Source organism: Pedobacter arcticus A12 (assembly GCF_000302595.1).
Taxonomy (GTDB): domain Bacteria; phylum Bacteroidota; class Bacteroidia; order Sphingobacteriales; family Sphingobacteriaceae; genus Pseudopedobacter; species Pseudopedobacter arcticus.
On record NZ_JH947125.1, the window covers coordinates 79526 to 104299 of the forward strand.

General features: G+C 36.9%; 29 protein-coding genes. 26 read left to right on the forward strand and 3 right to left on the reverse strand.

Features of this window, described 5'->3' with window-relative positions; genetic code table 11:
- The 26 genes from B176_RS0101715 to B176_RS0101840 all read left to right on the forward strand — a co-directional run bounded on the left by B176_RS0101715 (position 1) and on the right by B176_RS0101840 (position 22542).
- A complete protein-coding gene (locus tag B176_RS0101715; RefSeq protein WP_017257040.1) occupies positions 1–537 on the forward strand; it encodes a DUF3341 domain-containing protein in 537 nt (178 codons plus the stop codon).
- The gene (locus B176_RS0101720) at positions 530–1114 is read left to right on the forward strand and encodes a c-type cytochrome (protein ID WP_017257041.1); all 585 of its coding nucleotides are present in this window, start codon (positions 530–532) and stop codon (positions 1112–1114) included. Before B176_RS0101715 ends, B176_RS0101720 begins: the two co-directional genes overlap by 8 nt.
- A 15-nt stretch (positions 1115–1129) precedes the next feature.
- Positions 1130–2338, forward strand: coding sequence for a hypothetical protein (locus tag B176_RS0101725; RefSeq protein ID WP_017257042.1), 1209 nt, complete (start codon positions 1130–1132; stop codon positions 2336–2338).
- A 22-nt stretch (positions 2339–2360) separates the two neighbouring features.
- Positions 2361–3557, forward strand: a complete 1197-nt coding sequence (locus B176_RS0101730) for a cytochrome c oxidase subunit II (protein WP_040539892.1) — start codon at positions 2361–2363, stop codon at positions 3555–3557.
- Between the two features lie 23 nt (positions 3558–3580).
- Positions 3581–5470 carry a cytochrome c oxidase subunit I gene (locus B176_RS0101735; RefSeq protein WP_026063089.1) on the forward strand — a complete coding sequence of 630 codons (1890 nt, stop codon included), beginning with the start codon at positions 3581–3583 and terminating at the stop codon, positions 5468–5470.
- Positions 5471–5542: 72 nt separating this feature from the next.
- Positions 5543–6604, forward strand: coding sequence for a COX15/CtaA family protein (locus tag B176_RS0101740; RefSeq protein ID WP_017257045.1), 1062 nt, complete (start codon positions 5543–5545; stop codon positions 6602–6604).
- Positions 6604–7461 carry a heme o synthase gene (cyoE, locus tag B176_RS0101745; RefSeq protein ID WP_017257046.1) on the forward strand — a complete coding sequence of 286 codons (858 nt, stop codon included), beginning with the start codon at positions 6604–6606 and terminating at the stop codon, positions 7459–7461. Before B176_RS0101740 ends, cyoE begins: the two co-directional genes overlap by 1 nt.
- A 5-nt stretch (positions 7462–7466) precedes the next feature.
- Entirely contained in the window at positions 7467–8042 is a 576-nt protein-coding gene (locus B176_RS0101750) for a cytochrome c oxidase subunit 3 (protein WP_017257047.1), read from the forward strand.
- 33 nt (positions 8043–8075) lie between these two features.
- Positions 8076–8774, forward strand: coding sequence for a cytochrome c oxidase subunit 3 (locus B176_RS0101755; RefSeq protein WP_017257048.1), 699 nt, complete (start codon positions 8076–8078; stop codon positions 8772–8774).
- A gap of 18 nt (positions 8775–8792) precedes the next feature.
- A complete protein-coding gene (locus tag B176_RS0101760) occupies positions 8793–9134 on the forward strand; it encodes a cytochrome C oxidase subunit IV family protein (protein WP_017257049.1) in 342 nt (113 codons plus the stop codon).
- Positions 9131–9832: an SCO family protein gene (locus B176_RS0101765; protein WP_017257050.1), complete on the forward strand. Its 702-nt coding sequence runs from the start codon at positions 9131–9133 to the stop codon at positions 9830–9832. The genes B176_RS0101760 and B176_RS0101765 overlap by 4 nt, the downstream gene beginning before the upstream one ends.
- A gap of 23 nt (positions 9833–9855) precedes the next feature.
- A complete protein-coding gene (locus B176_RS0101770; protein WP_017257051.1) occupies positions 9856–10428 on the forward strand; it encodes a DUF420 domain-containing protein in 573 nt (190 codons plus the stop codon).
- 10 nt (positions 10429–10438) lie between these two features.
- Positions 10439–10714: a hypothetical protein gene (locus tag B176_RS0101775; protein WP_017257052.1), complete on the forward strand. Its 276-nt coding sequence runs from the start codon at positions 10439–10441 to the stop codon at positions 10712–10714.
- Between the two features lie 29 nt (positions 10715–10743).
- The gene (locus B176_RS0101780) at positions 10744–11133 is read left to right on the forward strand and encodes a DUF983 domain-containing protein (protein WP_017257053.1); all 390 of its coding nucleotides are present in this window, start codon (positions 10744–10746) and stop codon (positions 11131–11133) included.
- The gene (locus tag B176_RS0101785; protein WP_017257054.1) at positions 11120–11797 is read left to right on the forward strand and encodes a DUF2461 domain-containing protein; all 678 of its coding nucleotides are present in this window, start codon (positions 11120–11122) and stop codon (positions 11795–11797) included. The genes B176_RS0101780 and B176_RS0101785 overlap by 14 nt, the downstream gene beginning before the upstream one ends.
- 39 nt (positions 11798–11836) lie before the next feature.
- Complete coding sequence (locus B176_RS0101790) at positions 11837–12673, forward strand: OmpA family protein (RefSeq protein ID WP_026063091.1); 837 nt, start codon at positions 11837–11839, stop codon at positions 12671–12673.
- A gap of 191 nt (positions 12674–12864) precedes the next feature.
- Positions 12865–14094, forward strand: coding sequence for a glutamyl-tRNA reductase (hemA, locus tag B176_RS0101795; RefSeq protein WP_017257056.1), 1230 nt, complete (start codon positions 12865–12867; stop codon positions 14092–14094).
- An 87-nt stretch (positions 14095–14181) separates the two neighbouring features.
- Positions 14182–15771 (forward strand): hydroxymethylbilane synthase, encoded by a 1590-nt coding sequence (hemC, locus tag B176_RS0101800; protein ID WP_017257057.1) that lies wholly within the window; start codon positions 14182–14184, stop codon positions 15769–15771.
- 71 nt (positions 15772–15842) lie between these two features.
- Positions 15843–16199, forward strand: coding sequence for a hypothetical protein (locus tag B176_RS0101805; RefSeq protein ID WP_154647859.1), 357 nt, complete (start codon positions 15843–15845; stop codon positions 16197–16199).
- A 132-nt stretch (positions 16200–16331) separates the two neighbouring features.
- Positions 16332–17303, forward strand: coding sequence for a porphobilinogen synthase (gene hemB, locus B176_RS0101810; RefSeq protein ID WP_017257059.1), 972 nt, complete (start codon positions 16332–16334; stop codon positions 17301–17303).
- A gap of 42 nt (positions 17304–17345) precedes the next feature.
- Positions 17346–18719: a glutamate-1-semialdehyde 2,1-aminomutase gene (hemL, locus tag B176_RS0101815; protein ID WP_026063092.1), complete on the forward strand. Its 1374-nt coding sequence runs from the start codon at positions 17346–17348 to the stop codon at positions 18717–18719.
- Positions 18720–18721: 2 nt separating this feature from the next.
- Positions 18722–19591 (forward strand): sensor histidine kinase, encoded by an 870-nt coding sequence (locus tag B176_RS0101820; RefSeq protein ID WP_017257061.1) that lies wholly within the window; start codon positions 18722–18724, stop codon positions 19589–19591.
- A gap of 12 nt (positions 19592–19603) precedes the next feature.
- Positions 19604–20311 carry a response regulator transcription factor gene (locus B176_RS0101825; RefSeq protein WP_017257062.1) on the forward strand — a complete coding sequence of 236 codons (708 nt, stop codon included), beginning with the start codon at positions 19604–19606 and terminating at the stop codon, positions 20309–20311.
- A gap of 2 nt (positions 20312–20313) precedes the next feature.
- Positions 20314–20829, forward strand: a complete 516-nt coding sequence (locus B176_RS0101830; protein WP_017257063.1) for a hypothetical protein — start codon at positions 20314–20316, stop codon at positions 20827–20829.
- Entirely contained in the window at positions 20826–21851 is a 1026-nt protein-coding gene (gene hemE / locus B176_RS0101835; RefSeq protein WP_017257064.1) for a uroporphyrinogen decarboxylase, read from the forward strand. Before B176_RS0101830 ends, hemE begins: the two co-directional genes overlap by 4 nt.
- Positions 21852–22002: 151 nt before the next feature.
- Positions 22003–22542: a CopD family protein gene (locus tag B176_RS0101840; protein ID WP_026063093.1), complete on the forward strand. Its 540-nt coding sequence runs from the start codon at positions 22003–22005 to the stop codon at positions 22540–22542.
- A gap of 113 nt (positions 22543–22655) precedes the next feature.
- Here B176_RS0101840 and B176_RS0101845 read toward each other — a convergent pair whose 3' ends face one another.
- The 3 genes from B176_RS0101845 to pheS are packed head-to-tail and all read right to left on the reverse strand — an operon-like array spanning position 22656 to position 24708.
- Entirely contained in the window at positions 22656–23231 is a 576-nt protein-coding gene (locus tag B176_RS0101845) for a TetR/AcrR family transcriptional regulator (protein WP_017257066.1), read from the reverse strand.
- A gap of 3 nt (positions 23232–23234) precedes the next feature.
- Positions 23235–23651, reverse strand: coding sequence for a Rieske (2Fe-2S) protein (locus B176_RS0101850; protein WP_017257067.1), 417 nt, complete (start codon positions 23649–23651; stop codon positions 23235–23237).
- Position 23652: 1 nt separating this feature from the next.
- Entirely contained in the window at positions 23653–24708 is a 1056-nt protein-coding gene (gene pheS, locus B176_RS0101855) for a phenylalanine--tRNA ligase subunit alpha (RefSeq protein ID WP_017257068.1), read from the reverse strand.
- Positions 24709–24774: the final 66 nt, after the last annotated feature.

A 24774-nucleotide genomic window follows, 5' to 3' on the forward strand; every position in this document is an offset into this window, starting at 1 on the left:
ATGAGCAAAATAAAATATATTTTAGGTTTATTTGACGATCCCGATCAGATGATGCATGGGATTGATAAGCTGCAGGAAAATAAAATTGGCATATACGATGTTTACACACCGATGCCAATACACGGAATCGACGATAAATTAGGCATTAAAAGAAGTAGACTTGGGTTTGTAGCATTCTGTTGCGGAATTACCGGTACAGCTACCGCTTTAGGTTTAATGTATTTCACGATGTCTTATGACTGGCCAATGAATATTGGAGGAAAGCCAAATTTTGCAGTGGCTAACTTTATTCCAATTACTTTTGAGTTAACAGTACTTTTTTGTGCACTTGGGATGGTTGCAGCATTTTTTTATGCAACTCATTTATTTCCAGGAAGAGCACCAAGAGTAATGGAATTAAGAGCATCTGATGATCGATTTGTTATCGCAATTGATGCGAGCACAGTTACTGATAGCACACAAGTAGATAGTTTATTAAAAGAAGCTGGTGCGGTAGAAATTAAGCACAACGATAGAAAATATATAAGTTATGAATAAGACAAGTATTTTTGGATTAGCACTTATAGCAATCTCCGTTGCTACGATATTCAGCTCATGCCATGATAAAAGGAGTAGAGGCTTGGAGTATGCACCAAACATGTATTACCCAATAGCTTATAACCCAGATCAAAAGAATAAAAACTTTGAAAACGGCATTACAGCTCAGGTACCACCGGCGGGTACAACGCCAATAGGCTTCACTAGGTTTGATGAATTCCCAAATACAACTGAAGGTTATGAAGCAGCAAGTGCATCGGTAATAAATCCACTTCCGGTTAATAAAGAAAACCTTGCAGAAGGTAAGCAACTTTATGTTGCGATGTGCGGACCTTGCCATGGACCAAATGGTGCAGGCGATGGACACATCGTTGAATTAGGTAAGTACCCAGCGCCACCAGCTTATGCTACTGGTAACTCTTCAAGAGGTGGAACCATGAAAGATTTGACCGATGGGAAAATTTATCATACCATCCAATACGGCTTAAACTTAATGGGATCTTATGCATCACAGCTTTCTCCAGAAGAGAGATGGAAAGTTGTAATGTATGTTCACGAATTACAAAAAGGACAATAATCGATTAATAAAAATATGGGAGCTCATCATCATTCATATAATTTTTCAGAGCAATTTAGTTTTGGTGGCAAAGCCAAAACAATTAGCTTAATAGGCATCGTTTTAGGCGTATTGGCCATAGCTTATGGCTTTTTAACAGGGCATGCAGAGCGTACTTTCCTTAACTTGTTATTAATGAGTTATTATTTTACGTGTGTATGTGCAGCTGGTTTGTTCTTTTGTGCTATTCAATTTGTAGCACAAGCAGGTTGGTCGGCAAGTTTACTAAGAGTACCGCAGGCGTTTTCAAAAGTTTTACCTTTTGCAAGCGTAGTGTTGGTAATTGTGGTAGCTGCTGGTTTGTTTTCACACAATTTATACGGTAGTTGGAACCATGCGCCGGGCGAAGGTGCAGGACATCACTTTAGCGATAGTAAAGCATTTTATTTAAGCCCTTTATTCTTCATCGGAAGATTGATCCTTTTCTTAGGCGCTTATAGTATTTTCGGATTGTTGTTGTCAAAGCTTTCTGTAAACGAGGATGTACATGGCGGCTTGAAAAGCTACGAAAAAAGTATTAAATATTCGACCATCTTCTTAGTGATTTTTGGTTTTACAACGCCACTTTGGGCTTTTGATACCATTATGTCTTTAGAAGCTCATTGGTTCTCTACCATGTTTGGCTGGTATAACTTCGCAGCAATGTGGGTTTCTGGAATGGCAGCGATCAGTATTGTGGTAATTTTGCTTACAAAAGCAGGTCATATGCCATGGATAAAAGATAGTCATATCCATAACCTAGGTTTGTTTGTTTTTGCATTCTCTATTTTCTGGACTTATATCTGGTTTGCGCAGTTTTTATTAATCTATTACGCAAACATCCCAGAAGAAACAGTGTATTTCTTTAAAAGATGGGAAGGCTTTTATTTACCATTATTTTGGATAAACTTGATCATCAATTTCCTTTCTCCAGTATTAATCTTAATGTCTAGAGACGCTAAAAGGAAAACTAACATCTTATTGTCGGTTTGTATTTTATTGTTATTCGGACACTGGTTAGATTATTACATGATGATTATGCCAGGAACAATTGGTGACGCGGCAGGTTTTGGTATTGTAGAGATAGGGACAATATTAGGTTTTGCAGGTTTGTTTACATTTGCTGTACTAAGCTCATTAAGCAAAGCGCCATTGGCACCTAAAAATCACCCTTTCTTGGAAGAAAGCTTGAATCATCAGATATAAAATAGGACTCAATTAAATGATAATGAATATTAAGAGATTTTTTAATTTGAAGAGTTTATTTGCAATTGGAGCGCTTTTATCGCTTACATTTTCGCAAGTGATGGCACAAGATGCAGTTGCAACAGCAACTGAGACAGTGTCTAAACACGAAGGACTAGGAAAAACGGTTGGCTATTACATCCTTTTGTTTTTATTGGTTTGTATCTTCATTGGTATAATTGGTAAAATACTAAGCGTTTACGATTTAACCCGTAAAATTCAAGGTAGAAGAAACGGTATCAAATGGGATAAAATCAACGGGATACTTTTTGGGATAACGCTGATTGTGGGTATGTACGGTGTTTATTGGAGCTACAGCGTTCAAGGAGCACAGATTTTACCTGCAGCCGGTTCAGAACATGGTGCTAAGATTGATTCGATGTTCAGCATCACCATGATTCTTACCACCATCGTGTTAGTTTTAACACATATTGCGTTGTTTTCTTTTGCTTACTTATATAACAGCAGCAAAAAGAGAAAAGCTTACTACTATCCTCACAATAATACCTTAGAAAAATACTGGACAGTTATTCCAGCAATTGTATTAACAATTTTGGTATTGATGGGCTTTTTTACCTGGAGAGGAATTACCAATATCCCAGAAAAGGAAATGAAAGCAGCTATTCAAATTGACGTTACTGCGCACCAGTTTGCTTGGGATGTTAGATATGCAGGAAAAGATAATGTAAACGGGAGAAAAAACTATAAGCTAATCGGTGGTCTTGGTGGTTTAAACAATTTGGGTTTAGATTTGTCCGATAAAGCAAACTTTGATGATTTAAAAGTAACTGAGATTGTATTGCCCGTTAATAAGTCAGTACGTTTTACTTTAAGTTCTCAGGATGTGATCCATAGTTTTTACATGCCTCACTTTAGAGTGCAAATGAACTGTGTTCCAGGTATGTCAACCTACTTCCAGTTTACACCAACTAAAACTACGCAGGAAATGCGTCAGGATACGGATAATCCGAAATTTGATTACAACTTACTTTGCGCTAAAATTTGTGGTGGTTCTCACTACAACATGCAGTTTAAAGTTCGTGTGGTATCAAACAGAGAATATCAAGAATGGATTAAACAACAGAAGCTGATTGTTACTGATGATATGAAAAAAGCATATCAATTGGCAATGAAAGACAGTGCAACTGAATCTAATAACAAAATTGCGTTAAACAACTAAGATTAAAAACACAGAAGGATATTATGTCGACAATTGCAATTAATAACCCATCAGCAATTCACCATGATGATCATGCACATCATCAGGAAACATTTTTGACTAAATATGTTTTTAGTCAAGATCACAAGATGATCGCAAAGCAATTCCTCATTACGGGTATCATAATGGGTGTAATTGCAATGATATTGTCTATTCTTTTTAGAATTCAGTTAGCTTATCCAGACCATAGCTTCCCATTATTGGAAGTTTTATTGGGAAGATTTGCACCTGAAGGACGATTAGATCCCAATTTCTACCTTTCTTTGGTAACCATACACGGAACCATTATGGTATTCTTTGTATTAACAGCCGGATTAAGTGGAACATTCTCAAACTTATTAATACCGTTACAGATTGGAGCCCGTGATATGGCATCTCCTTTCATGAACATGCTATCTTACTGGTTGTTCTTTACTGCATCGGTAATTATGCTTTCAACTTTCTTTGTAGAGTCAGGACCTGCCGGTGGTGGTTGGACAATTTATCCTCCTTTGTCTGCTGTACCTAAAGCAATGCCAGGTTCTGGTTTCGGTATGACTTTATGGTTGATTTCTATGATTTTGTTTATCGCATCTTCTTTAATGGGCGGTATCAACTATGTATCAACAATTTTAAACATGCGTACCAAAGGTATGGATCTTTGGAAAATGCCTTTAACAATATGGTCGTTCTTATTAACAGCTATGTTGGGTATTTTATCTTTCCCGGTATTGGTAGCAGGTGTGGTTTTATTGATTTTCGATAGAAGCTTTGGTACATCATTCTACTTGTCTGATATCTTTATTGGAGGACAAGCTTTAGCACACGAAGGTGGTAGCCCAATTTTATGGCAGCACTTATTCTGGTTCTTAGGTCACCCAGAGGTTTATATAGTAATTATGCCTGCAATGGGTATCGCTTCTGAAGTGATGTCTGTAAATTCGAGAAAGCCTATTTTTGGTTACCATGCCATGGTTTATTCATTAATCGGTATTACAACATTGTCTTTCATAGTTTGGGGACACCATATGTTTGTTACCGGTATGAACCCTTTCTTAGGCGGTGTGTTTATGATCACAACCTTGATTATTGCGGTACCATCAGCAGTAAAAACATTCAACTGGTTAGCTACTTTGTGGAGAGGCAACATTAGGTTTACACCTGCCATGTTATTTGCTATCGGTTTAGTTTCTTTCTTTATTTCTGGAGGTTTAACCGGAATCTGGTTAGGTAACGCTGCTTTAGATATCAACTTACACGATACTTATTTTGTAGTAGCGCATTTTCACTTGGTAATGGGTTCTGCGGCAATATTTGGAATGATAGCCGGTGTTTATCATTGGTTTCCCAAAATGTTTGGTCGTTTAATGAACGTTAAATTAGGATATCTACATTTCTGGTTAACATTTGCAGCTGCATATTTAGTGTTTTTCCCAATGCACTTTATGGGATTAGACGGTGTTCCACGTAGATATTATGCTTTTACAGAGTTTGAATCTATGGACAAGTGGTTGTCTGTTAACGTATTTATTACTTGGTCGGCAATATTAGGCGCAGTAGCGCAGATCGCTTTCTTATTTAATTTTGTTTACTCAATTTTCTTTGGCGAGAAATCAACAGAGAATCCTTGGGAGGCGAACACGTTAGAGTGGACTACACCGGTAGAGCGTATACATGGAAACTGGCCTGGAGAAATCCCTACAGTTTACCGTTGGTCTTATGATTATAGTAAGCCAGGGCATGATACTGATTTTATTATGCAAACCACCCCACACTCCCAAACTATGAGCTCAAACTTACTTCACGATTTTGAAGGAAATGAGGCTGCTGAGAAAATTCAGGAGAAATGGAATTTAGAACATAACAGAATAGATAGTTCTGAAGAAGTCAAATAATATTGTTATTTGAGAAAATGATAATTGGGGTATTCAGTAACTTTACGGATACCCCAATTTTATAAAATTGAAATGTATTCAAAGGCTGAAAGTCGTTTTTTATCTGCGAATTTTATTTCGCTGATAGCTCTTTTCTTATTGATACTAGCTGGTGGCATTGTACGTAGTTCTGGCTCTGGAATGGGCTGTCCCGATTGGCCAAAATGTTTCGATCAGTATATCCCGCCAACGGAATTGTCTCAGTTACCTGCCAACTATAAAGAGAAGTATGTACTAAAGAGGATAGAGAAGAACGAACGATTTGCAAAGCTTTTAGATAAAATGGGTTACGGAGATTTGGCAATAAAAATCCGCCATGACGAAAGCATAAAAGTACCAGAAGAATTTAATCCCGGTAAAACCTATACAGAATACATCAACAGGTTAATTGGGGCAACCACGGGTTTGCTGTTGTTGATCTGTTTTGCACTGGCAATTCCATTAATTAAAACCAAAGCAGTTGTTTTTTGGCTGAGCGCTTTAAATCTGTTTTTGGTTGGTTTTCAAGGTTGGTTAGGTTCCATCGTTGTATCTACTAACCTTTTAGCTTGGATGATTACAGTGCACATGTTAGTAGCTGTTTTAATTTTTGCAATTTCAATTTACACTTACTTTTTAATTAGGCAACCTAAACAAGTGTTAAGTATAAACAACAAGCAACTTGTTTACCTGCGCCTTGCTTCTTTGCTTACAATTGTAGTGTCGGTTTGGCAAATTACTATTGGAACGGAAGTACGGGAAGAGGTAGATGCGGTAAAAAGTTACTTTCCGGAGTTGGTACGTAGCGAATGGCTCGCTGAAACCGGAAGAATATTTACGGAGCACAAGCAACTGGTATGGTTGTATTTGGTGGTTAGCATAGTTTTATATGCACTTATGTTCAAATTTAAAATTAGCGGATTTGTAAATAAACTAGCTATTGCAATGTTAGTTGTTTTTGGGCTTCAGGTTATAACGGGTATTGCATTAGCCTATTTTGCGATGGCACCATGGGCACAAGCCGCACATGTACTTTTGGCAACAGTTTTATTTGGAGTTCAAGCTTATATTTTATTCATTTTTTACACCAAGAAATCAGAATTAATTAGCGTATAGTGAGGGAGTTTATACAGGATTTTAAGAAGTTGGTAAAATTACGGTTAACACTTTTGGTGGTGTTTTCGGCCTCTATCTGCTTTTTAATAGGGGAGCATTACGAAGGCTCAATCCATTGGGTAAATTGGATTAAGCTAATTATTGGAGGTTTTTTGGTGACTTCTGCTGCAAATGGTTTTAATGAGATCATAGAGAAAGATTTAGACAAGTTAATGACCCGCACAGCCGATAGGCCTTTGCCATCAGAAAAGATGACTACCGGTCAGGCATTGGTTTTAAGTTTAATCATGGGGATAGCAGGTACGTATTTGCTGGGAAGTTTAAATTTATTGACAGGTGTACTCTCTGTTTTTTCTATATTCCTTTACGCTTTTGTTTATACACCAATGAAACGTAAATCGCCAATAGCGGTTTTTGTTGGTGCAATTCCAGGAGCTTTGCCACCTTTAATTGGCTATGTGGCTTCACATGGGCAAATTGATACCATTGCATTGGTGCTGTTTGGGATTCAGTTTATGTGGCAGTTTCCGCACTTTTGGGCAATTGCTTGGGTGTTAGATGATGATTATAAAAAAGCAGGGTTTCGTTTATTGCCAACAACCCGAAGAGATAGAACAAGTGCTATCGTTACTTTAGCCTCAACCGTGATTTTAATTCCCGTAAGTTTGTTGCCTACCTTTTTTGGCTTCGGTGGCTATTTGATTGCCATCGTTTCGTTAATAATGGGGTTAATATTTACTTATCAAGCTTTTATGCTTGCTAAGAATTTGGATGTTAAATCTGCCAGAAAATTAATGTTTGGCAGTTTTATTTATTTGCCAGTAGTACAACTGGTACTTTTGTTTAATTTAACTTAAAGAATATGGTGCTTAATAACGATTTTGACAGGCATAACCTACAACCAAAGAAGTTTGTGTTGTGGCTTTTTATAGTTTCGTCTATTATCTTTTTTGCTGGTTTAACTAGTGGATTTATTGTTTACGCTGGTGATGGTGCAGGAAAATCATTGAATGTTGATTTACCAAAAGCATTTATTTACAGCACTGTAGTAATTGTATTGAGCAGTTTAACCATGCATAAAGCATTTTTAAGTTCAAAAAAACTACAGTTTGCACAACAAAAACTATGGCTGTGGCTTACGCTATTTTTAGGCGTAGTATTTATCAGCTTACAAGTTTACGGGTGGACAGTTTGGACTAACTTGGGTATATTCTTCGTTAACTCAAACGCTACAATCAGCTTTGTATATGCATTTACATTATTCCACGTGTTGCATATTGTAGCTGGTTTAGTAATGATTTTGACCGCTATAAAAAGCAGTTACGGTACAGTACCTAATGTTACGAATACCTTTAGAATGGAAATCACTTCTATTTTTTGGCATTTTGTAGATATTGTATGGATTTATTTATACCTTTTCTTACTTTTGAATCAATAAAATTTTTACTCAGAAATTGCAAATTAATACTTGATGGATACAACAGCACAATTAGACGAAGTTAAAACCACCCCTTGGAGTGGAGGAAGATCACCCTTCTCGGTAGAGTATGGTAAACTGATGATGTGGTTTTTTCTTTTATCAGATGCATTTACTTTCTCTGCGTTTCTAGTTTATTACGGAGCGCAACGCTTTAGTAAAATGACTTGGCCAGACCCTGATATCGTTTTCCAATCTATTCCAGGAATAACAGATTCTGGAGCGCCATTGGTTTTCGTAGGTATCATGACCTTTATTTTGATCATGAGTTCTGTTACTATGGTTTTAGCTGTAGAAGCAGGTCATCGTAATAGCAAAAAAGAAGTAACCTGGTGGATGATTGCTACCGTTATTGGTGGTTTGATGTTTTTAGGCTGTCAAGCTTTAGAATGGACGCATTTACACCACGAAGGTTTCTGGTGGGGAAGAGTGCCAAGTGCAGAAGTTATAAAAGGACTGGGGTCCGATGCCTTGAGTACGCAACAATTTGCCAATCTGTTTTTTACCATCACTGGATTTCACGGTTTTCACGTACTTACTGGAGTTGTAATCAATATTATTATTTTGGTGATGACAATGACCGGCGTTTTTGAACGCAGAGGACATTATTTAATGGTAGAAAAAGTTGGTTTATACTGGCACTTTGTTGATTTGGTGTGGGTGTTTGTATTTACTTTCTTTTATTTGGTATAATTTTAAAAAAACAAGAAGATGTCTTTAGAAAATACGAGTGTAGCGCATGACGAAGAGCATGTATCAATGACAAAGAGTAAAATCTGGAAAGTATTCTTTATACTTTTAGGAATTACTGTTGTAGAGTTTATTATAGCTTTAGGAGTTCCACATACAGTACTTCCAAACGGAATAAGAAACGCCATCTACGTAATTTTAACGCTTTATAAAGGATATTATATCGTAGCCTATTTCATGCACTTAAAGTTTGAGAAGTATGCACTTAAAGCAGGGCTTATACTTTCATTTATTTTTATTGTGTACTTTATTGTACTAATGTTAATTGAAGGGGACTATTTGCATAGTCACTTGTCGGTATGACGGGTAAGAAATTTCCTTTAGGTAAAATATTAATCCTGGTAACCATATTAGCGTTACCAGGATTTTTGTATTATTTACTACAGGCAAAAGGGAAAAACAGGTATAAACCTCTGCCAGTTTTTGGTCCTAAAGTAGTTGCATCAACTTTCCGTACCAAACGTGGAGTTAAGATTCCTGATACTGTTTATCACAAAATCACTTTTCCGCAACTTTACAATAGTGGAGGCAATACTGTTAAGTTAGATACTGAAGGACAGCACCTAACAGTTGTGAATTTTTTTTACATCAATAATAAGAATGTTGTGCCCGCACTTAATAAAGGAATCACAACTTTGCAAGAACAGTTTAAGGATAATAAGCGCATTAGGTTTATTTCTATCGATGTAGATCCAAAAAACGACACAATAGATCAACTTAAACAGTATGCTGGTAAAATAGGTGCTATCCCACAAAAGTGGACTATTTTAACTGCAGATACGGCAATCACTTATCCATTAGCTCGGGATCAGTTTTTTGTAAATGCTTTTCAACCTAAAGAAGGTGAATTTGTGTTTAGCGACAAGTTAATTCTGTTAGATGCAGAGAATAGAATTAGAGGGTATTATACGGGTACTTCTGATGATGAGATTAGACGGATAAGCGACGAGCTTAAAGTTTTGATTACAGAGGAACTCCGTAAAGTAAAAGCAGAGTTTTAACAAAGAGCATTGAAATTTATATCATGAGTGATAAAGTAATATTGAGAATAATCACGGCTGTTTCTATTACAGTTTTTGTGTTGGTGCTTATTTTAAACCGCAAGATTATTCCGGTAACCATACCAACACCTTCGTATATTTATTTTTTCCCAAAACTGAATGCAATTATTAATGGTACTTGTACCGTATTGTTGTTGCTGTCTTTGTATTTTATCAAGCAAAAGAACATTCAGATGCACAAGCGGATTAATATTTTAACCTTTGGATTATCTGCAGTTTTTTTGATCTCTTATGTAGTGTTCCACTATTTCGCACCAGAAACTAAGTTTGGAGATTTAAATGGAGACAGCACTGTAAGTGAGCAAGAAAAATTGCTTGCGGGCAATCTTCGCTATGTTTATTACGTTGTTCTAGCAACACATATTGTACTTGCCGCTGCCGTATTACCTTTAATCCTCATTAGCTTTCTTCGAGGGCTAAAAATGCAGGTAGAAAGGCATAGGAAATTGGTGAGATGGAGCTACCCGATATGGCTTTATGTAACCACTTCTGGCGTAGTTGTATATTTAATGATAGCTCCTTATTATAATTTTTAAATTTGTATTTATGAAGCATTCAAAAACTCTTTTAGCGCTTTTATTTGTAGTTGCTTTCATTTTAGTAGCCAATACCACTTTTGCACAATGCTCAATGTGCCAGGCCACAATCGAATCTAATTTGAAGGCCGGTGGCAAAACAGGTAGCGGATTAAACAGCGGTATTATGTATTTATTGGCCGCACCTTATTTGGTGGTGGCAGGAGTTGGGCTTTTATGGTATAAAAAATATCGTAAAAAGAACATTGCCATAGATATGAAAGCCGAAAAAATCAACTTGAATTAACCAATTTTAGCTTTTAGCAAACCCTCATTATGGCAGAAACACCAAGATTACAAGCAATAGTAAACGCAAAGTGTCCTCGGTGTAGAAGAGGAGATTTGTTTATGAATACTATGTATGGTTTATCATCGCAAAAAATGCATGTTAACTGTCCAAAATGCAATCTAAAATACGAACTAGAACCAGGTTACTTTTATGCTGCAATGTATATCAGCTATAGTATCAATGTGGCAGTTGCGGTAATAGTAGGCGTTTTAACCTACATAATTAGTGGCGAAACGGAATCTCCTTGGATTTATGTAGGTACAATATTTTTATTTAGTTTAGTGTTAGCGCCATTCAATTTTAGGTATTCTAGGGTTATTTTGCTGCATTTGATGTCTTCAAGAATTAAATACCTGTCACATTATGACCACGATTAGTGCAAAAACATTCGAGTTTCTTCATCAGTTACAACTTAACAATGATAGGGTGTGGTTTCAGGAAAATAAATCACTTTATCTCGCTGCAAAAGAAGAAGTTGAAAATTTTTCCGAAGCTATTATAGTTGAATTTAGAAAGCTTAATCCCCAGGTTTCACCAGAGCTGACGGGCAAAAAAAGCGTGATGCGAATTTACCGTGATGTACGGTTCAGCAAAAATAAATCGCCTTATAAATCAAATTTCGGTATCAGTATTTCAACCAGTCCTAAAGGTATACACGGTCCGGGATACTTTATACAATTACAGCCAAATCAAAGTTTTATAGCAGGCGGAATGTGGATGCCAGATGCTCCAAACCTTAAGTTAATAAGACAAGAGATTGATTACAACGGCAATCAGCTTTTGGATATTTTAGAGGCTAAAAATTTCAAATCTTTTTTTAGCGACGGCCTACAGCAGACCGATAAATTGAAAACTTCTCCGAAAAACTACGACGCAGATCATCCAAATATTGAACTGTTGAAACTTAAAAGTTTTACAGTAAGTAGCAGTTTTACCGATAAGCAACTGCAAACCGAAGGCGTAGTAAATAAAATAGTGAATGGTTTGCAGGAAATTATGCCCCTAAATAATTTTCTACAGGAAGCCATTACAAACCAATAAAGATTTATATATTAAAGTTGTAAACTAAACGATTATATAATGAATAAGCAATATATCCTATCCGCAATTTGTGTACTACTATTTTTAAGTTCATGTGTGGTGCTTTCAAAAAAGAAATACGAGGCATTACTTGCTCAAAAAGATTCTTTAAACGTTGGTTGGGACAATGCAGTTGTGAAGATTCAGTCATTGGAAGAAGTAATTGCCAATCTAAAAAAAGATACCGCAACCTTGAATGCGAAAATAAGCGATTTACACAGCCAGCTAGAGGGTTTAAATACAAATTACACTGCGCTAAGTTCTAAAAGTTCCTCAGAAATCAATAAGCTTTCTACCGATTTACAAAAGCGTGAAGCAAGATTGAAAGAGGTTGAAGAAATTTTGAGAAAACGAGACGAAGCAACCAATTCTTTGAAAGAAAAGCTACAGAAAGCATTGTTAGGTTTTCAGGAAAACGGTTTAACCGTAGAGATTAAAAACGGTAAAGTTTATGTTTCTTTAACTGATAAATTGCTTTTTAACACTGGCTCAATTGTTATCGACGATAAAGGAAAGCAAGCCTTACAAGAATTAGCTAAAGTATTAAATACCCAGCCCGAAATTAACATCGCTGTTGAAGGACATACTGACAATCAGAAAGTTGGAAACCTTGGACAGATTAAAGATAATTGGGATTTAAGCGTGTTAAGAGCAACTTCTGTGGTGAGGTATCTAACAGAATTACAGGCTATTTCGCCAGAACGGTTAACTGCTACGGGTAAAGGGCAATACCAACCGATTGAGTTGGGGAATACTGGCGAGGCTAGAAGCAAAAACCGTAGAATTGAGATTGTACTTTCTCCAAAGCTGGACGAACTCTATAACCTCATCAAGTAAGTTTTGTTTTTGGATAATTTCTAGCTTAAAAACGAGTTTTTTTTGTGCAGATTAGTTAATTATTGGCTTTAAAAATGATTTAAAGCATAAAAAGGCTATTTATACTACTTCTAAATTGCTTCTATTGACAAATGATTGACATATTGTATGGCTTGCTAGGTTACTTTTGTAGCTGTCTAAAAACAACGTAATTGAAGGATTTAAAGGTTATAGCTTTTACACACAAACAAATTGATTTGAAAGAGTTGGGCTGTTTGGTTTTGTGTAACGAGGCCAGCGAAGAAAGGCTTCAATTTGTGAAATCTAAATTTGATATTCCAGAGATTTTCTATTTGGCAACCTGTAACAGGGTAGAGTTTGTTTTTACTGCTAGTCAAGATTTAAACAGAGACTTTGTGCGCTCTTTTTTGCAGGCACTACACAACGACAAATTACTTACGCCCCAATTAGATTTAATAGTGGATAATGCTTTGCTTTTTGAGCGAGAAAGCGCACTTAATCATTTAATGCGTGTTTCTAGTTCTTTGGAAAGCCTAGTGGTTGGCGAAAAAGAAATTTTAGCACAAGTAAGAAAAAGTTACGAAGACTGTAGGGTAAAAGGGTTCACGGGCGATTACCTTCGATTAATTATGAGCCGTGTGGTGAAAACTGCAAAAGAGGTTTACACTTTTACAAATATCTCTAAAAATCCAATCTCGGTAGTTTCTTTGGCTTACCGACGATTAAGAGAACTAAATGTTTGCTCTAAATCAAGGATTTTAATTATTGGTGCCGGCGAAACCAACCAAAATATAGCTAAATATCTAAAAAAACATACCTACACCAATTTCTCGGTTTTTAATAGAACTTTCAGTAAAGCGCAAGACTTAGCAAAACAGTTAGGTGGCCAGGGTTTTGATTTGAGTGCGCTTTGTGATTTTGATAAAGGTTTTGATGTGATTATTACCTGCACATCTTCTAAAGAGCCTATCATCACTTCAGAGCTATACGCCAAGCTTTTAAATGGTGATACAGGGATTAAAGTTGTTGTGGATTTGGCTGTTCCTAATGATGTTGATCCACAGGTTTTGTTAGATCATAATGTGCAATATATTGCGGTTGAATCGTTAAAAGAAATTGCGGAAAAAAACTTACAAGAGCGTTACCATGAATTGATCAATGGTGAAGCTATTATTGAGCAGAATATTAAAGAATTTAAGCCACTTTTAAAGCAACGCCGAGTAGAACTTGCAATGCGTGAAGTGCCTGTTAAAATAAAAGAGATTAAAGAAAGAGCGTTAAATGCTGTGTTTGCCGATGAAGTGAACAGTTTAGACGAAAATTCAAGGTTGGTATTGGAAAAAGTAATGAGCTATATGGAAAAAAAATACATTAGCGTTCCAATGGTTATGGCTAAAAATATTTTAGTTAATAACGATTAAGTCATAATCAACACAAATCATTAATTTTCTGGTAATCAGTGTGCAATGCTAGTTGTTAATTCTATTTTTGCAATATAATCATACATTTTGGACAGAATAATCACTATAGGAACTCGTGGTAGCGACCTTGCGCTATGGCAAGCAAACTATATAAAAGATAGACTCGCGGCAATCAATATCCAAGCCGAGTTGAAAATTATTAAAACTCAAGGCGATAACATCCTAAACTTAAGATTAGATAAGTTAGAGGGTAAAGGCTTTTTTACCAAAGAGCTGGAAGAACACCTCATTGAAAAATCTGTAGACTTAGCTGTACATTCGCATAAAGACTTACCTACTGTAAATCCTCCAGGTTTAATCATCGCCGCAGTTTCAGAAAGAGAAGATCCATCAGAAGTGATTTTAATTTTGAAAGATTGTGTAGATTCTTCCAAAAAATTATCTGTAAAACATAACGGAACGGTAGGTACATCATCTAACCGCAGGCAATCACAATTATTAGCTGTTCGCCCTGATTTAGAGTTCGAAAACCTTAGGGGAAACGTAAATACGCGTATCCAAAAACTAAGAGACGAAAAATACGATGCCATTATTATGGCAAAAGCTGGCATAAGTCGTTTGAAATTAGACTTATCTGAGTTTTATATGGAAGTGATTGAGCCAACCGCAGAATTAGTTCCAGCACCATCGCAAGGTGTTTTGGCTGTTCAAATTAGAGAAGAGGATAAAGAACTTTTTGATATTCTACAGCAGATTAATGATAAAGATGTTGCCGAAAGAATTGGTGTAGAACGTAAAGTATTAAACCTTTTTGACGGCGGTTGCCATATGCCATTAGGTTGTTATTGCGAAAAAGATGAAGATGGCTTGTTCCATGTTTGGACAACAAAATCAATAGATCAGGATGAGTTTCCAGACCGACTTTACATTACATCAAACAGTACCGAAGGTTTAGCAGAAACTATATTAAAGAAGTTCGATATTCTAAATCGCAAACTGCCTAAAAAAGTATTTATATCAAGAGAGCTAAGCGAGCAGAGTTATTTTGGTAAATCTTTACGCAAGCACAATATCGAAATTGAGGCTAAGTCGTTAATTAGAACTGTACCAACTATACATAAATTAGACTCGTACGTTTTTAAACAGATAGACTGGATATTCTTTAGCAGCAAAAACGGAATTGAGTACTTTTTTTCATTAGATCCTTTGTTACCAAAAGATATAAAGTTCGGCGTTGTTGGTCGTGGGTCCGAAGATGCTTTAAGAGCATTAGGCAAAACAGTTTCCTTTATCGGGGAAAGCAGCGATACCGCAGAAATTTCAAAAGAATTTGCAGCAGTTGCAAACGGCACTACGGTTTTGTTTCCATTGGCAAAAGATTCATTGCGGAGCATTAAACAAAGCCTTTCGGCAGATACCAAGATTGTAGAAATGGTGATTTACGAAACCATTTTAGAAGAAGAGGTTGAGCCAACTTATGCGGATGTATTGGTTTTTACCAGTCCTTCAAACGTGGATGCTTACTTTGCTGATAATTTATTGCAACCTGGTCAGCAAGTTGTTTCCATTGGTAAATCAACAGGGTTAAAGTTTGATGAAATGGGTGTAAAATATATTTTGCCGGCTTCGCCCGATGAGATTGGTTTGGCCGAAGTGGTTTTTGGGATTGATGTTTAAATAAATTTAGATTTTAGTTGTAAATTATTGAAACAGAGAAGATGAAAAAGGCATGTTTAATAACTACGGTAATGATTCTAGTCGCAAATTTTTGTTTTGCACAAAGTCAAGATATTCAGAATGCTCCCGATAGCACATATTCATATGCGTATATTTCAGTAGCTGGAAAAGTGTTTTCTAAAAAACTTAAAGTAGAAGTGGATTTTGGCGACACACCTGAACAGATAATTGCTAGCCAAGACTTTTCAGAATACCTAACAGACAAAAAATCATACGCTGCAGTATTAAACTATATGGTTGGAAAGCAGTTTGAACTTGTAAATACCCTTGGATTGAATCGGTTATCCGAGGGTTCTGGCGGAACTTCTGGTGTTGTTTTTATTATGAAAAGGAAAAAAGAATTGAGCAAGGATAAGAGAGGTTTATAAGAACTAGATTTCGCGTTAACGATAGGAGTGACATCCTTTTTTGTCGGTCTGAGCGGAGTCGAAGCCTAGGCAAAAAAGATATAACGGATAGCGTGTTAAAACGCCCTAATATTTAGAATAAAAATAACAAAGATGTTAAACAGACCAAGAAGAAATAGGAAATCGCAGGTGATTAGAGATATGGTGCAAGAAAACCACCTTCAGGCGTCGAATTTTATTTTTCCATTGTTTATTGTTGAGGGAAATCAACAAAAAACAGAAGTAGCTTCCATGCCTGGGATTTTTAGGTATTCTATTGATAATTTACTTCATGAAGTAGAAAGTTGCATGGAATTGGGTTTAAAAGCTTTTGATTTATTTCCTAATATTGAGGAAGCATTAAAAGATAAAACAGCCAGCGAAAGTGTAAACGAAAAAGGTTTATATCTGCGGACAATTAGAGAAGTTAAAGCTCGTTTTCCAGAAGCCTGCGTAGTTACAGATGTGGCTATGGATCCATACAGTAGTGATGGGCATGATGGTTTGGTAGAGAACGGAGAAGTTGTTAACGATAAAACGTTAAAAATTTTAGCGGATATGTCGGTTGCTCATGCAAGAGCGGGTGCTGATATTGTGGCACCATCTGATATGATGGATGGTAGGGTGCAATATATCCGCGAAGCCTTAGACGCAGAAGGTTTTAGCAATGTATCAATCATGTCTTATACGGCAAAATATGCAAGCGCATTTTACGGACCTTTTAGGGATGCTTTAGAATCTGCACCAAAATTCGGAGATAAAAAATCTTACCAAATGAATCCGGCAAACCAGCGAGAAGCATTGATAGAAGGGGCATTGGATACACAAGAAGGTGCCGATTTTTTAATGGTAAAGCCAGCTTTAGCTTATTTAGATGTTATTAAGTTGCTAAAAGATAATTTTGATTTACCAATTGCAGCGTATAATGTAAGTGGTGAGTATGCCATGATTAAAGCTGCATCGCAACGCGGTTGGTTAAATGAAGAAAAAGCAACGGTAGAAACGTTAATGGGAATTAAAAGGGCCGGTGCCGATGTGATTTTAACCTATCACGCTAAAGAAGTTTTAAAAAATAAGTGGATTTAAATGGGCTTAGGCTTTAAGCCTTTGGTTTTATGCTTTCAAAATATGTTCGATTCAATAAAAAATATTTTCAATAACAATAACGAGGAAACGCCGCTTTTGTACGGAGAAAAGCCTGATATTATTAGAGAAAAATCTGCGGAGCTTTACGAAAAAGCAAAGCAATATTTCCCTGGTGGTGTTAATTCGCCGGTAAGGGCTTTTAAATCTGTTTATGGAACGCCACTTTTTATAGAAAAAGGGGATGGATGCCGTTTGTGGGATGCCGATGGGAATGAATTTATTGATTTCTGCTGTTCTTGGGGACCACTTATTTTAGGTCATAATCACCCAAAAGTTAGGGAAAAAGTAATTGAGGTAATGCAGAACGGAATGTCTTTTGGTGCGCCAACGGCATTGGAAACAGAACTTGCAGAACTTATTATCAAAAATAATAAATTCATTGAAAAAATAAGATTTACCAGTTCTGGAACAGAAGCGGTAATGTCTGCCATTCGTTTGGCAAGAGGAGCAACCAAACGCGATAAGATTATCAAATTTGAGGGCTGCTACCACGGTCATAGCGATTCTTTACTGGTAAAAGCAGGATCTGGTTTGGTTACTTTTGGGGAAACTTCTTCAGCAGGAATTCCAAAAGCTTTCGCTGATGAAACCGTTGTAGTTTCATTAAATGATAAAGAAGCGGTGAAAACGGCTTTTGAACAATTTAAAGACCAAATTGCCTGTGTAATTATTGAACCTGTTCCAGCCAATAACGGTTTGCTTTTGCAGGATGCTGAATATTTGCAGTTTCTTAGAGATATTTGTACAGCCAATGGTGCTTTATTAATTTTTGACGAAGTAATTTCTGGTTTTAGAGTAGGGTTTGAAGGTGCGGCAGGTTATTATAACATTCAGCCAGATATAATCACTTACGGAAAAATTATTGGTGGTGGTTTGCCAGTTGGCGCTTACGGTGCTTCTGCAACGTTGATGAGCAATATTTCGCCAGATGGCGCAGTTTACCAAGCAGGTACACTTTCTGGTAATCCGGTTGCTATGGCGGCGGGTATTGCGCAATTAAGCGAATTGGCGAAATCTAATTTCTATAAGGAGCTGAATTCCAAAACAGAAGAGTTTACCAACGCTATACAACGTTATGCAAGCTCAAAAAGCTACCAATTTAAAGTTTTCCGAATTGGATCCATTTTCTGGTTTGCTTTTACCGATGCAGAAAAGGTGCAGACCTCAGAAGCAATTGATCCAGCGAGTATGGAAAAATTTAAAATGATGCATCGCGAATTGTTAAACCGTGGTATGTATTTTGGACCTTCGGGTTACGAGGTTGGTTTTGTATCTGCAGCGCATAACAAAATAGATCTGGAAAAAGCTAAAAGAGCAATTTTTGAATGTTTAGATATTGTATTTAAAAACAAATAGGTATGCGCTTAAAACCCATCACCATATTTTACGCACTGGTTTTTTATGTAATCTCACAGCTTTTCTGGTGGGCGGCATTACTGGTTGAACTGGAACCCGCTCGTAGAGGTATGGTAATAGGAGAGGGTTTTGTTTTTATTACTTTAATGACCTTTGGTATCTACAAACTTCACCAAGCAATTAACCGCGAAAAACGGACGACTGATCAACAGAAAAACTTCTTGCTTTCGGTTACTCATGAGCTTAAATCACCCTTGGCATCTATCAAACTTTACCTCCAGACAATCAATAAACGCGAACTTGATAAAGAGCAGCAACGCAGTTTTATCTCTAAATGTTTACTGGATATCGAACGCTTGGATGATTTGGTAGAGAACATGCTATTGGCGACTAAAATCGAAAATAAATCGTACAGCTTCCCAAAAGAGGAGTTGAACCTGTCAGAACTGGTAGAAAAAATAGTTTCCCGTTTGCAAATTCATGTTTGTAGCAAGGAGTCGATCATCACTTCTATAGATCCAAATGTATTTATTACGGGCGATCAGTTTGCAATGTCATCTGTAGTGACTAACTTGATTGAAAATGCAGTGAAATATTCGCCAAGCTGTGTGCCTGTGCATATCGATTTACACCGCAAAGCTAACGGAACGGTGTGTTTTAAGGTTGCTGATTTAGGGATTGGTATCCCTGATGATGAAAAGCCAAAAGTATTTGACAAGTTTTACCGAGTAGGAAGCGAAGATACGCGTAAAACAAAAGGAACTGGTTTAGGTTTGTTTATTGTGAAACAAGTTTTAGATCATCACCAAGCACAAATAAAAGTTAAGAATAATCAACCAAAGGGAACGGTTTTTGAAGTTTCTTTTAATTAAATAGAAAAGAACATGTCTGTAAAACAAAGAATTTTATTGATGGAAGATGAAGAACATCTTTTAGAGGCCATCAAACTGAATTTAGAAATGGAAGGCTTTTTTGTAAGAGCCGTTACCGATGGTAAAAAAGCACTTAAAGTGTATAAGGAGGAGAAATTCAACCTTATTATTTTAGATGTGATGGTTCCAGAAATTGATGGTTTCCAAGTTGCGGAAACAATTCGTTTAGAAAACAGCGAAGTACCCATCATGTTTTTGACTGCCAAAAATACATCAGAAGACAGAATTACAGGTTTAAAAAAAGGAGCCGACGATTATTTAACCAAACCTTTTAATTTAGAAGAACTGATTTTAAGAGTCAATAATCTGATTAAAAGAAGCATGAAAGGTGATGATTTAAAAGAAATCAACTCCTATAAAATTGGCGACAAAACCATTTATTTCAATTCTTTTGAACTTAAGAATGACGATGGAACCGTTACTGCTTTAACCAAAAAGGAAACCATGTTGTTGAAGCTTTTAATTGAGCGTAAAGACGAGGCGGTGTCGCGTGAGCAGATTTTGGAAACAGTATGGAATTACGATGTTTACCCATCAACCCGTACCATTGATAATTTTATCTTAACGTTCAGAAAGTATTTTGAACCCGATCAAAAAAATCCAATTTATTTCCATTCTATCCGTGGTGTAGGCTATAAATTTACCGACGGACATTCGTAAAAATGTTTAGCAACCAGGCGAGGATTTTAGTTTGCGTTTTGCTGGCAATGGTTGCTGGCCTGGCTGCTTGGCTAAAAGTTTACGAGATTTCCGCTTTAAGTGGGATGTTTATTGCGCTAGTAATGTGGGGCTATTTTAAGGAAGGCCCAATAATTTTAGCGGCAAAACAGTTTAAAGTCAAGAATTATAGCAATGCAAAAGTTCTATTGCATAGCGTAAAAAACCCAGAACTTTTAAATAAGCGCAGAAAGCCATATTACCACTTTATGTTGGGTAGTATTGCAGTTGCTGATGCAGATTATGATACTGCAGAACTGTATTTAGGCAAATCTGCAGTGTTGGGCTTGCGGGCCAGTGATTTAGGCGTAGCTTTAATGCATTTGGCAAATATCAGCCTGCGGAATAAGGATAAGGAAAAGGGAATGGTGTGGATTAAGCAAGCAGAGAATTTGCCTTTAACGGCAAAATATAAGAGCATATTAAGTAATATCGAAAAAGAAATACAGAAGATTAGATGAAGAATTCCTTGTTTATAGATTCGGCGTTTTCTAGAAAAACAGAGCGCCCACCGGTTTGGATGATGCGTCAGGCAGGTCGTTTTATGCCCGAGTATTGGGAGATTAAAAACAAATACTCGTTTTTAGAAATGTGTAAAACGCCAGAAATTGCTGCAGATGTAACCATGTTGCCTGTTGATTTATTGGGAATTGATGCCGCTATTTTATTTTGCGATATTTTGGTAACCGGCGAAGCAATGGGAGGGGATTTAAGCTTTACCCAAGGCATAGGTCCACGGTTTGCTAATCCTATCAAAAATGAAAAAGACATCGACAATTTACGTGTTGATGTAATGGATAACCTGCAATACGTTGCTGATGCCATTAAAGTGATTCAACAACGGTTAAGTGGTTCTATTCCGTTAATTGGTTTTGCAGGTGCACCTTTTACCGTGATGAGCTATTTGATAGAAGGCGGTTCGTCTAAAGATTTTAAGCTTACCAAGCTTTTTATCCATAACCATCCAGCATTGGCGCACAAGTTATTGAGCAAGATTGCTACAGTTACTATTGATTATTTAAACCTACAGATTGCAGCGGGTGTAAATGCGGTGCAGTTGTTTGATAGCTGGGCACTTTCTTTATCTTGGGATGATTATAAGGAGTTTTCGCATCAATATAATGTGGATATCATCTCTAAACTAAACAGAAAAGATGTTCCGGTAATTTCTTTCTGTAAAGGAAGTTCTGTTTTTGCACCATTGATGGTTGAAGCAAAACCAGATGTTGTTTCTATTGACTGGAACGCAGATTTAAGAAATATAAAAGATATTATCCCCGCAAACATCGCTGTTCAAGGGAATTTGGATCCACATATTTTGTATGCCGATAAACATGTGATCAAAGACCGCATACATCGTTTATTTGAACGTATGCGTGGTGTAGATGGATTTGTTTTTAACTTAGGTCATGGTATTATGCCAGACATCCCTTTCGACCATGTGAAATACGCAGTTGAAGTGGTGAAAGAATTTAGATACTAGAGAGCCTCATCCTAAATCCTTCTCCAAAGGAGAAGGACTTTGACTTGCTAGCTTTAGACGTTTGATTGTGCATTTTTAGCTCTCGGCTTCGCACTTTTGAATTATAAGCTATTTGTTACTTTTGACTTTTAACTTTGCACTTTTAACTTAGATGTACAGATACATACTTTCCATTCATATTATTTTTGTAGTGAGCTGGATGGCAGGCTTGTTTTACATTGTGCGGTTATTTATTTACCATACCGAGGCCAATGATAGGCCAGAACAGGAGCGTTTGATTTTGCAAAAGCAATTTCAGATAATGGAAAGTAAGTTGTGGAATATCATCACCACGCCGGCAATGGTTTTATCGGTTGTGGCTGGCTTAACCATGCTTTACCTTAACTCTGGTCTTTTGCATACCAATTGGATGTGGGTTAAGTTAGCTTTTGTGGTAGGTTTGCTGATTTATCATTTTATGTGTGCGGGAATTATCAAGCAGTTGAGGAACGGCAGGTTTTGGATGACAAGTACGCAACTCCGCTTGTGGAATGAATTAGCCACCATCTTTTTAGTAGCAATTGTATTTACCGTGATTTTGAAAAGTGCGGTGGACTGGGTGTACGGATTGGTCGGTTTAGTGATTTTTGCAGCTGTAATTATGATGGCCGTGAAGCTTTATAAAAAATCTAGAGAGAAGAATAAGTTGTAAGTCTTTAACACCACCTCGAGGAACGAGAAGTCTCGCATGTATGTTGTCCCTTTATAAGTTTGGAAATTTGCTTGTGAGATGCCTCCTATCGTCGACATGACTAACCGTAGAGCCTACAAAGCCGCTTTTACCAAATAAGGTAAAATCTCTTTCTGAAAAGAAATAAAGTTCTTACGAACGTCGGCATCACTCACAGAGGTAAAAGCGAAAGAGAAGATGATGCTCTTGCTCGCTTTAATCAAAAACCTTAATCGTTCTGGGTAAGTTTCATCGCTGTTTAATTCCTCAATTGCTAAAAACTCCTGATAAAGTAAACGTTCCAACTCGTCGGAAAGGTTCTTTAAAAATTCTTGCGCATTAGCAGATTCTCTGATGAAATCCCATCCGATAAACTCGTTACAAACGGTATAAGATAGCTTGCTTACCCTTAAAATCAATAAGGTTAGGTGTTCTTCTTTATTGATGTTCTTACTGTCTTGATGAACTAAATCGTTGATACTCACCCTTAGGTAATCCATTAAAATGGCATGTAGAACCAGTTCTTTACTTTCGAAATATTTGTAAATAGTGGCTTTGGCAATCTTAGCTCGCTTAGCAATTTCGTTAACGCTGGTTTTATGGTAACCGTATTTACGGAAGAGATCCTGAGCGGATTTTTTTATACTTTCTTTGATTTTATCTACTTCCATAAACTAGTTAAAAATTGTAATCTGGGAGCTGGTTACAGTAACGTAATATTGCTTTAGCGGTCTGGTTGCAGGTGCTTTTATGGAGTAACCATCTTCCAGCGTAAATATGGAACCCGAACAAGGATCTGTAGCTGTAATGCTTGGATCGTTTACATTTACTGCACATTTGCTTTCGGGATTGAAAGTGCTGCACCTATCATATGCAACAACCTGACCGTTGGTTTTTTTGTATAAAATAATTCCGGACACACCACCTCTAATCAATACATAGCCACCAACCGCAGTAAGTTGCGAAAAATTGGGGTCATTAACAGAGATGCGTATATCTACAGGAACATCTGCAATGTAATCCTTTTCTTTACCACAAGATTGTATCAGTAAAATTGTAAATAAAGAAAGGTAGAGTGTTAGCTTTTTCATTTTAGATGACTTCGGTTTGGAATTGTTTTAAGAAACGGACATCGTTCTCGGAAAACAAACGCAAATCTTTAATCTGATATTTTAAATTGGTGATTCTTTCGATACCCATTCCAAAAGCAAAACCGGTATATTTTTTAGAATCGATGTTTACATTGTCTAATACGTTCGGGTCAATCATACCGCAACCTAAAATTTCTACCCAACCACTTTGTTTACACATTTGGCAACCTGCCCCTTTGCAAATGGTACAAGAAATATCCATTTCTGCAGATGGCTCTGTGAATGGGAAATAAGACGGACGGAAACGAACTTTTGTACCTTCGCCGTATAGCTCTTGAACAAAGTAGTATAAAGTTTGTTTTAAATCGGCAAAAGAAACGTTTTCATCAACGTACAAACCTTCCACTTGGTGGAAAAAACAGTGTGCTCTTGCAGAGATAGCTTCATTTCGGTAAACCCGACCAGGCATTAAAGCTCTAAAAGGTGGTTTCCCAGCTTCCATTAAACGAACTTGCACTGATGAGGTATGTGTGCGGAGCGCATAAGCCCCTTTTTCTTCTGCTGTGTTTTCAGAGTTATTTGTTGGTTTTTGCACAAAGAAAGTATCCTGCATGTCTCTTGCAGGGTGTTCCTCGGGGAAGTTTAACGCCGAGAAATTATGCCAATCGTCTTCAATCTCTGGCCCTTCGGCTAAAACAAAACCTAAACGTTTGAAAATTTCTACAATTTCTTTACGTACTAAATTTAAGGGATGACGACCGCCAATTTCAAATCCTTCGCCCGGTAAAGTGAGGTCTTCTTTCTTGCTTTGCGCATCTCCGGTTGTAAAGTTATCCTTATGGTCGTTAAATTTAGCTTCCGCTAATTGTTTAAACTGATTCAGTACTTTTCCCAATACGCGTTTTTCTTCGGGCGATACCGCTTTAAACTCGTCGAATAAATCTTTGATAATACCTTTTGTTCCCAGAAATTTGATGCGGAAAGTCTCTAATTCTTCTGCCGTTTTGGGTTCAAAAGCATTGATTTCGGTAGTGTATTGACTGATTTTAGACTGCATAGGGTACAAATTTAAGAAAAAAAGTGTCTTTAATTTTAGAATTAATTTTGTGTGGTAATTGGAGTG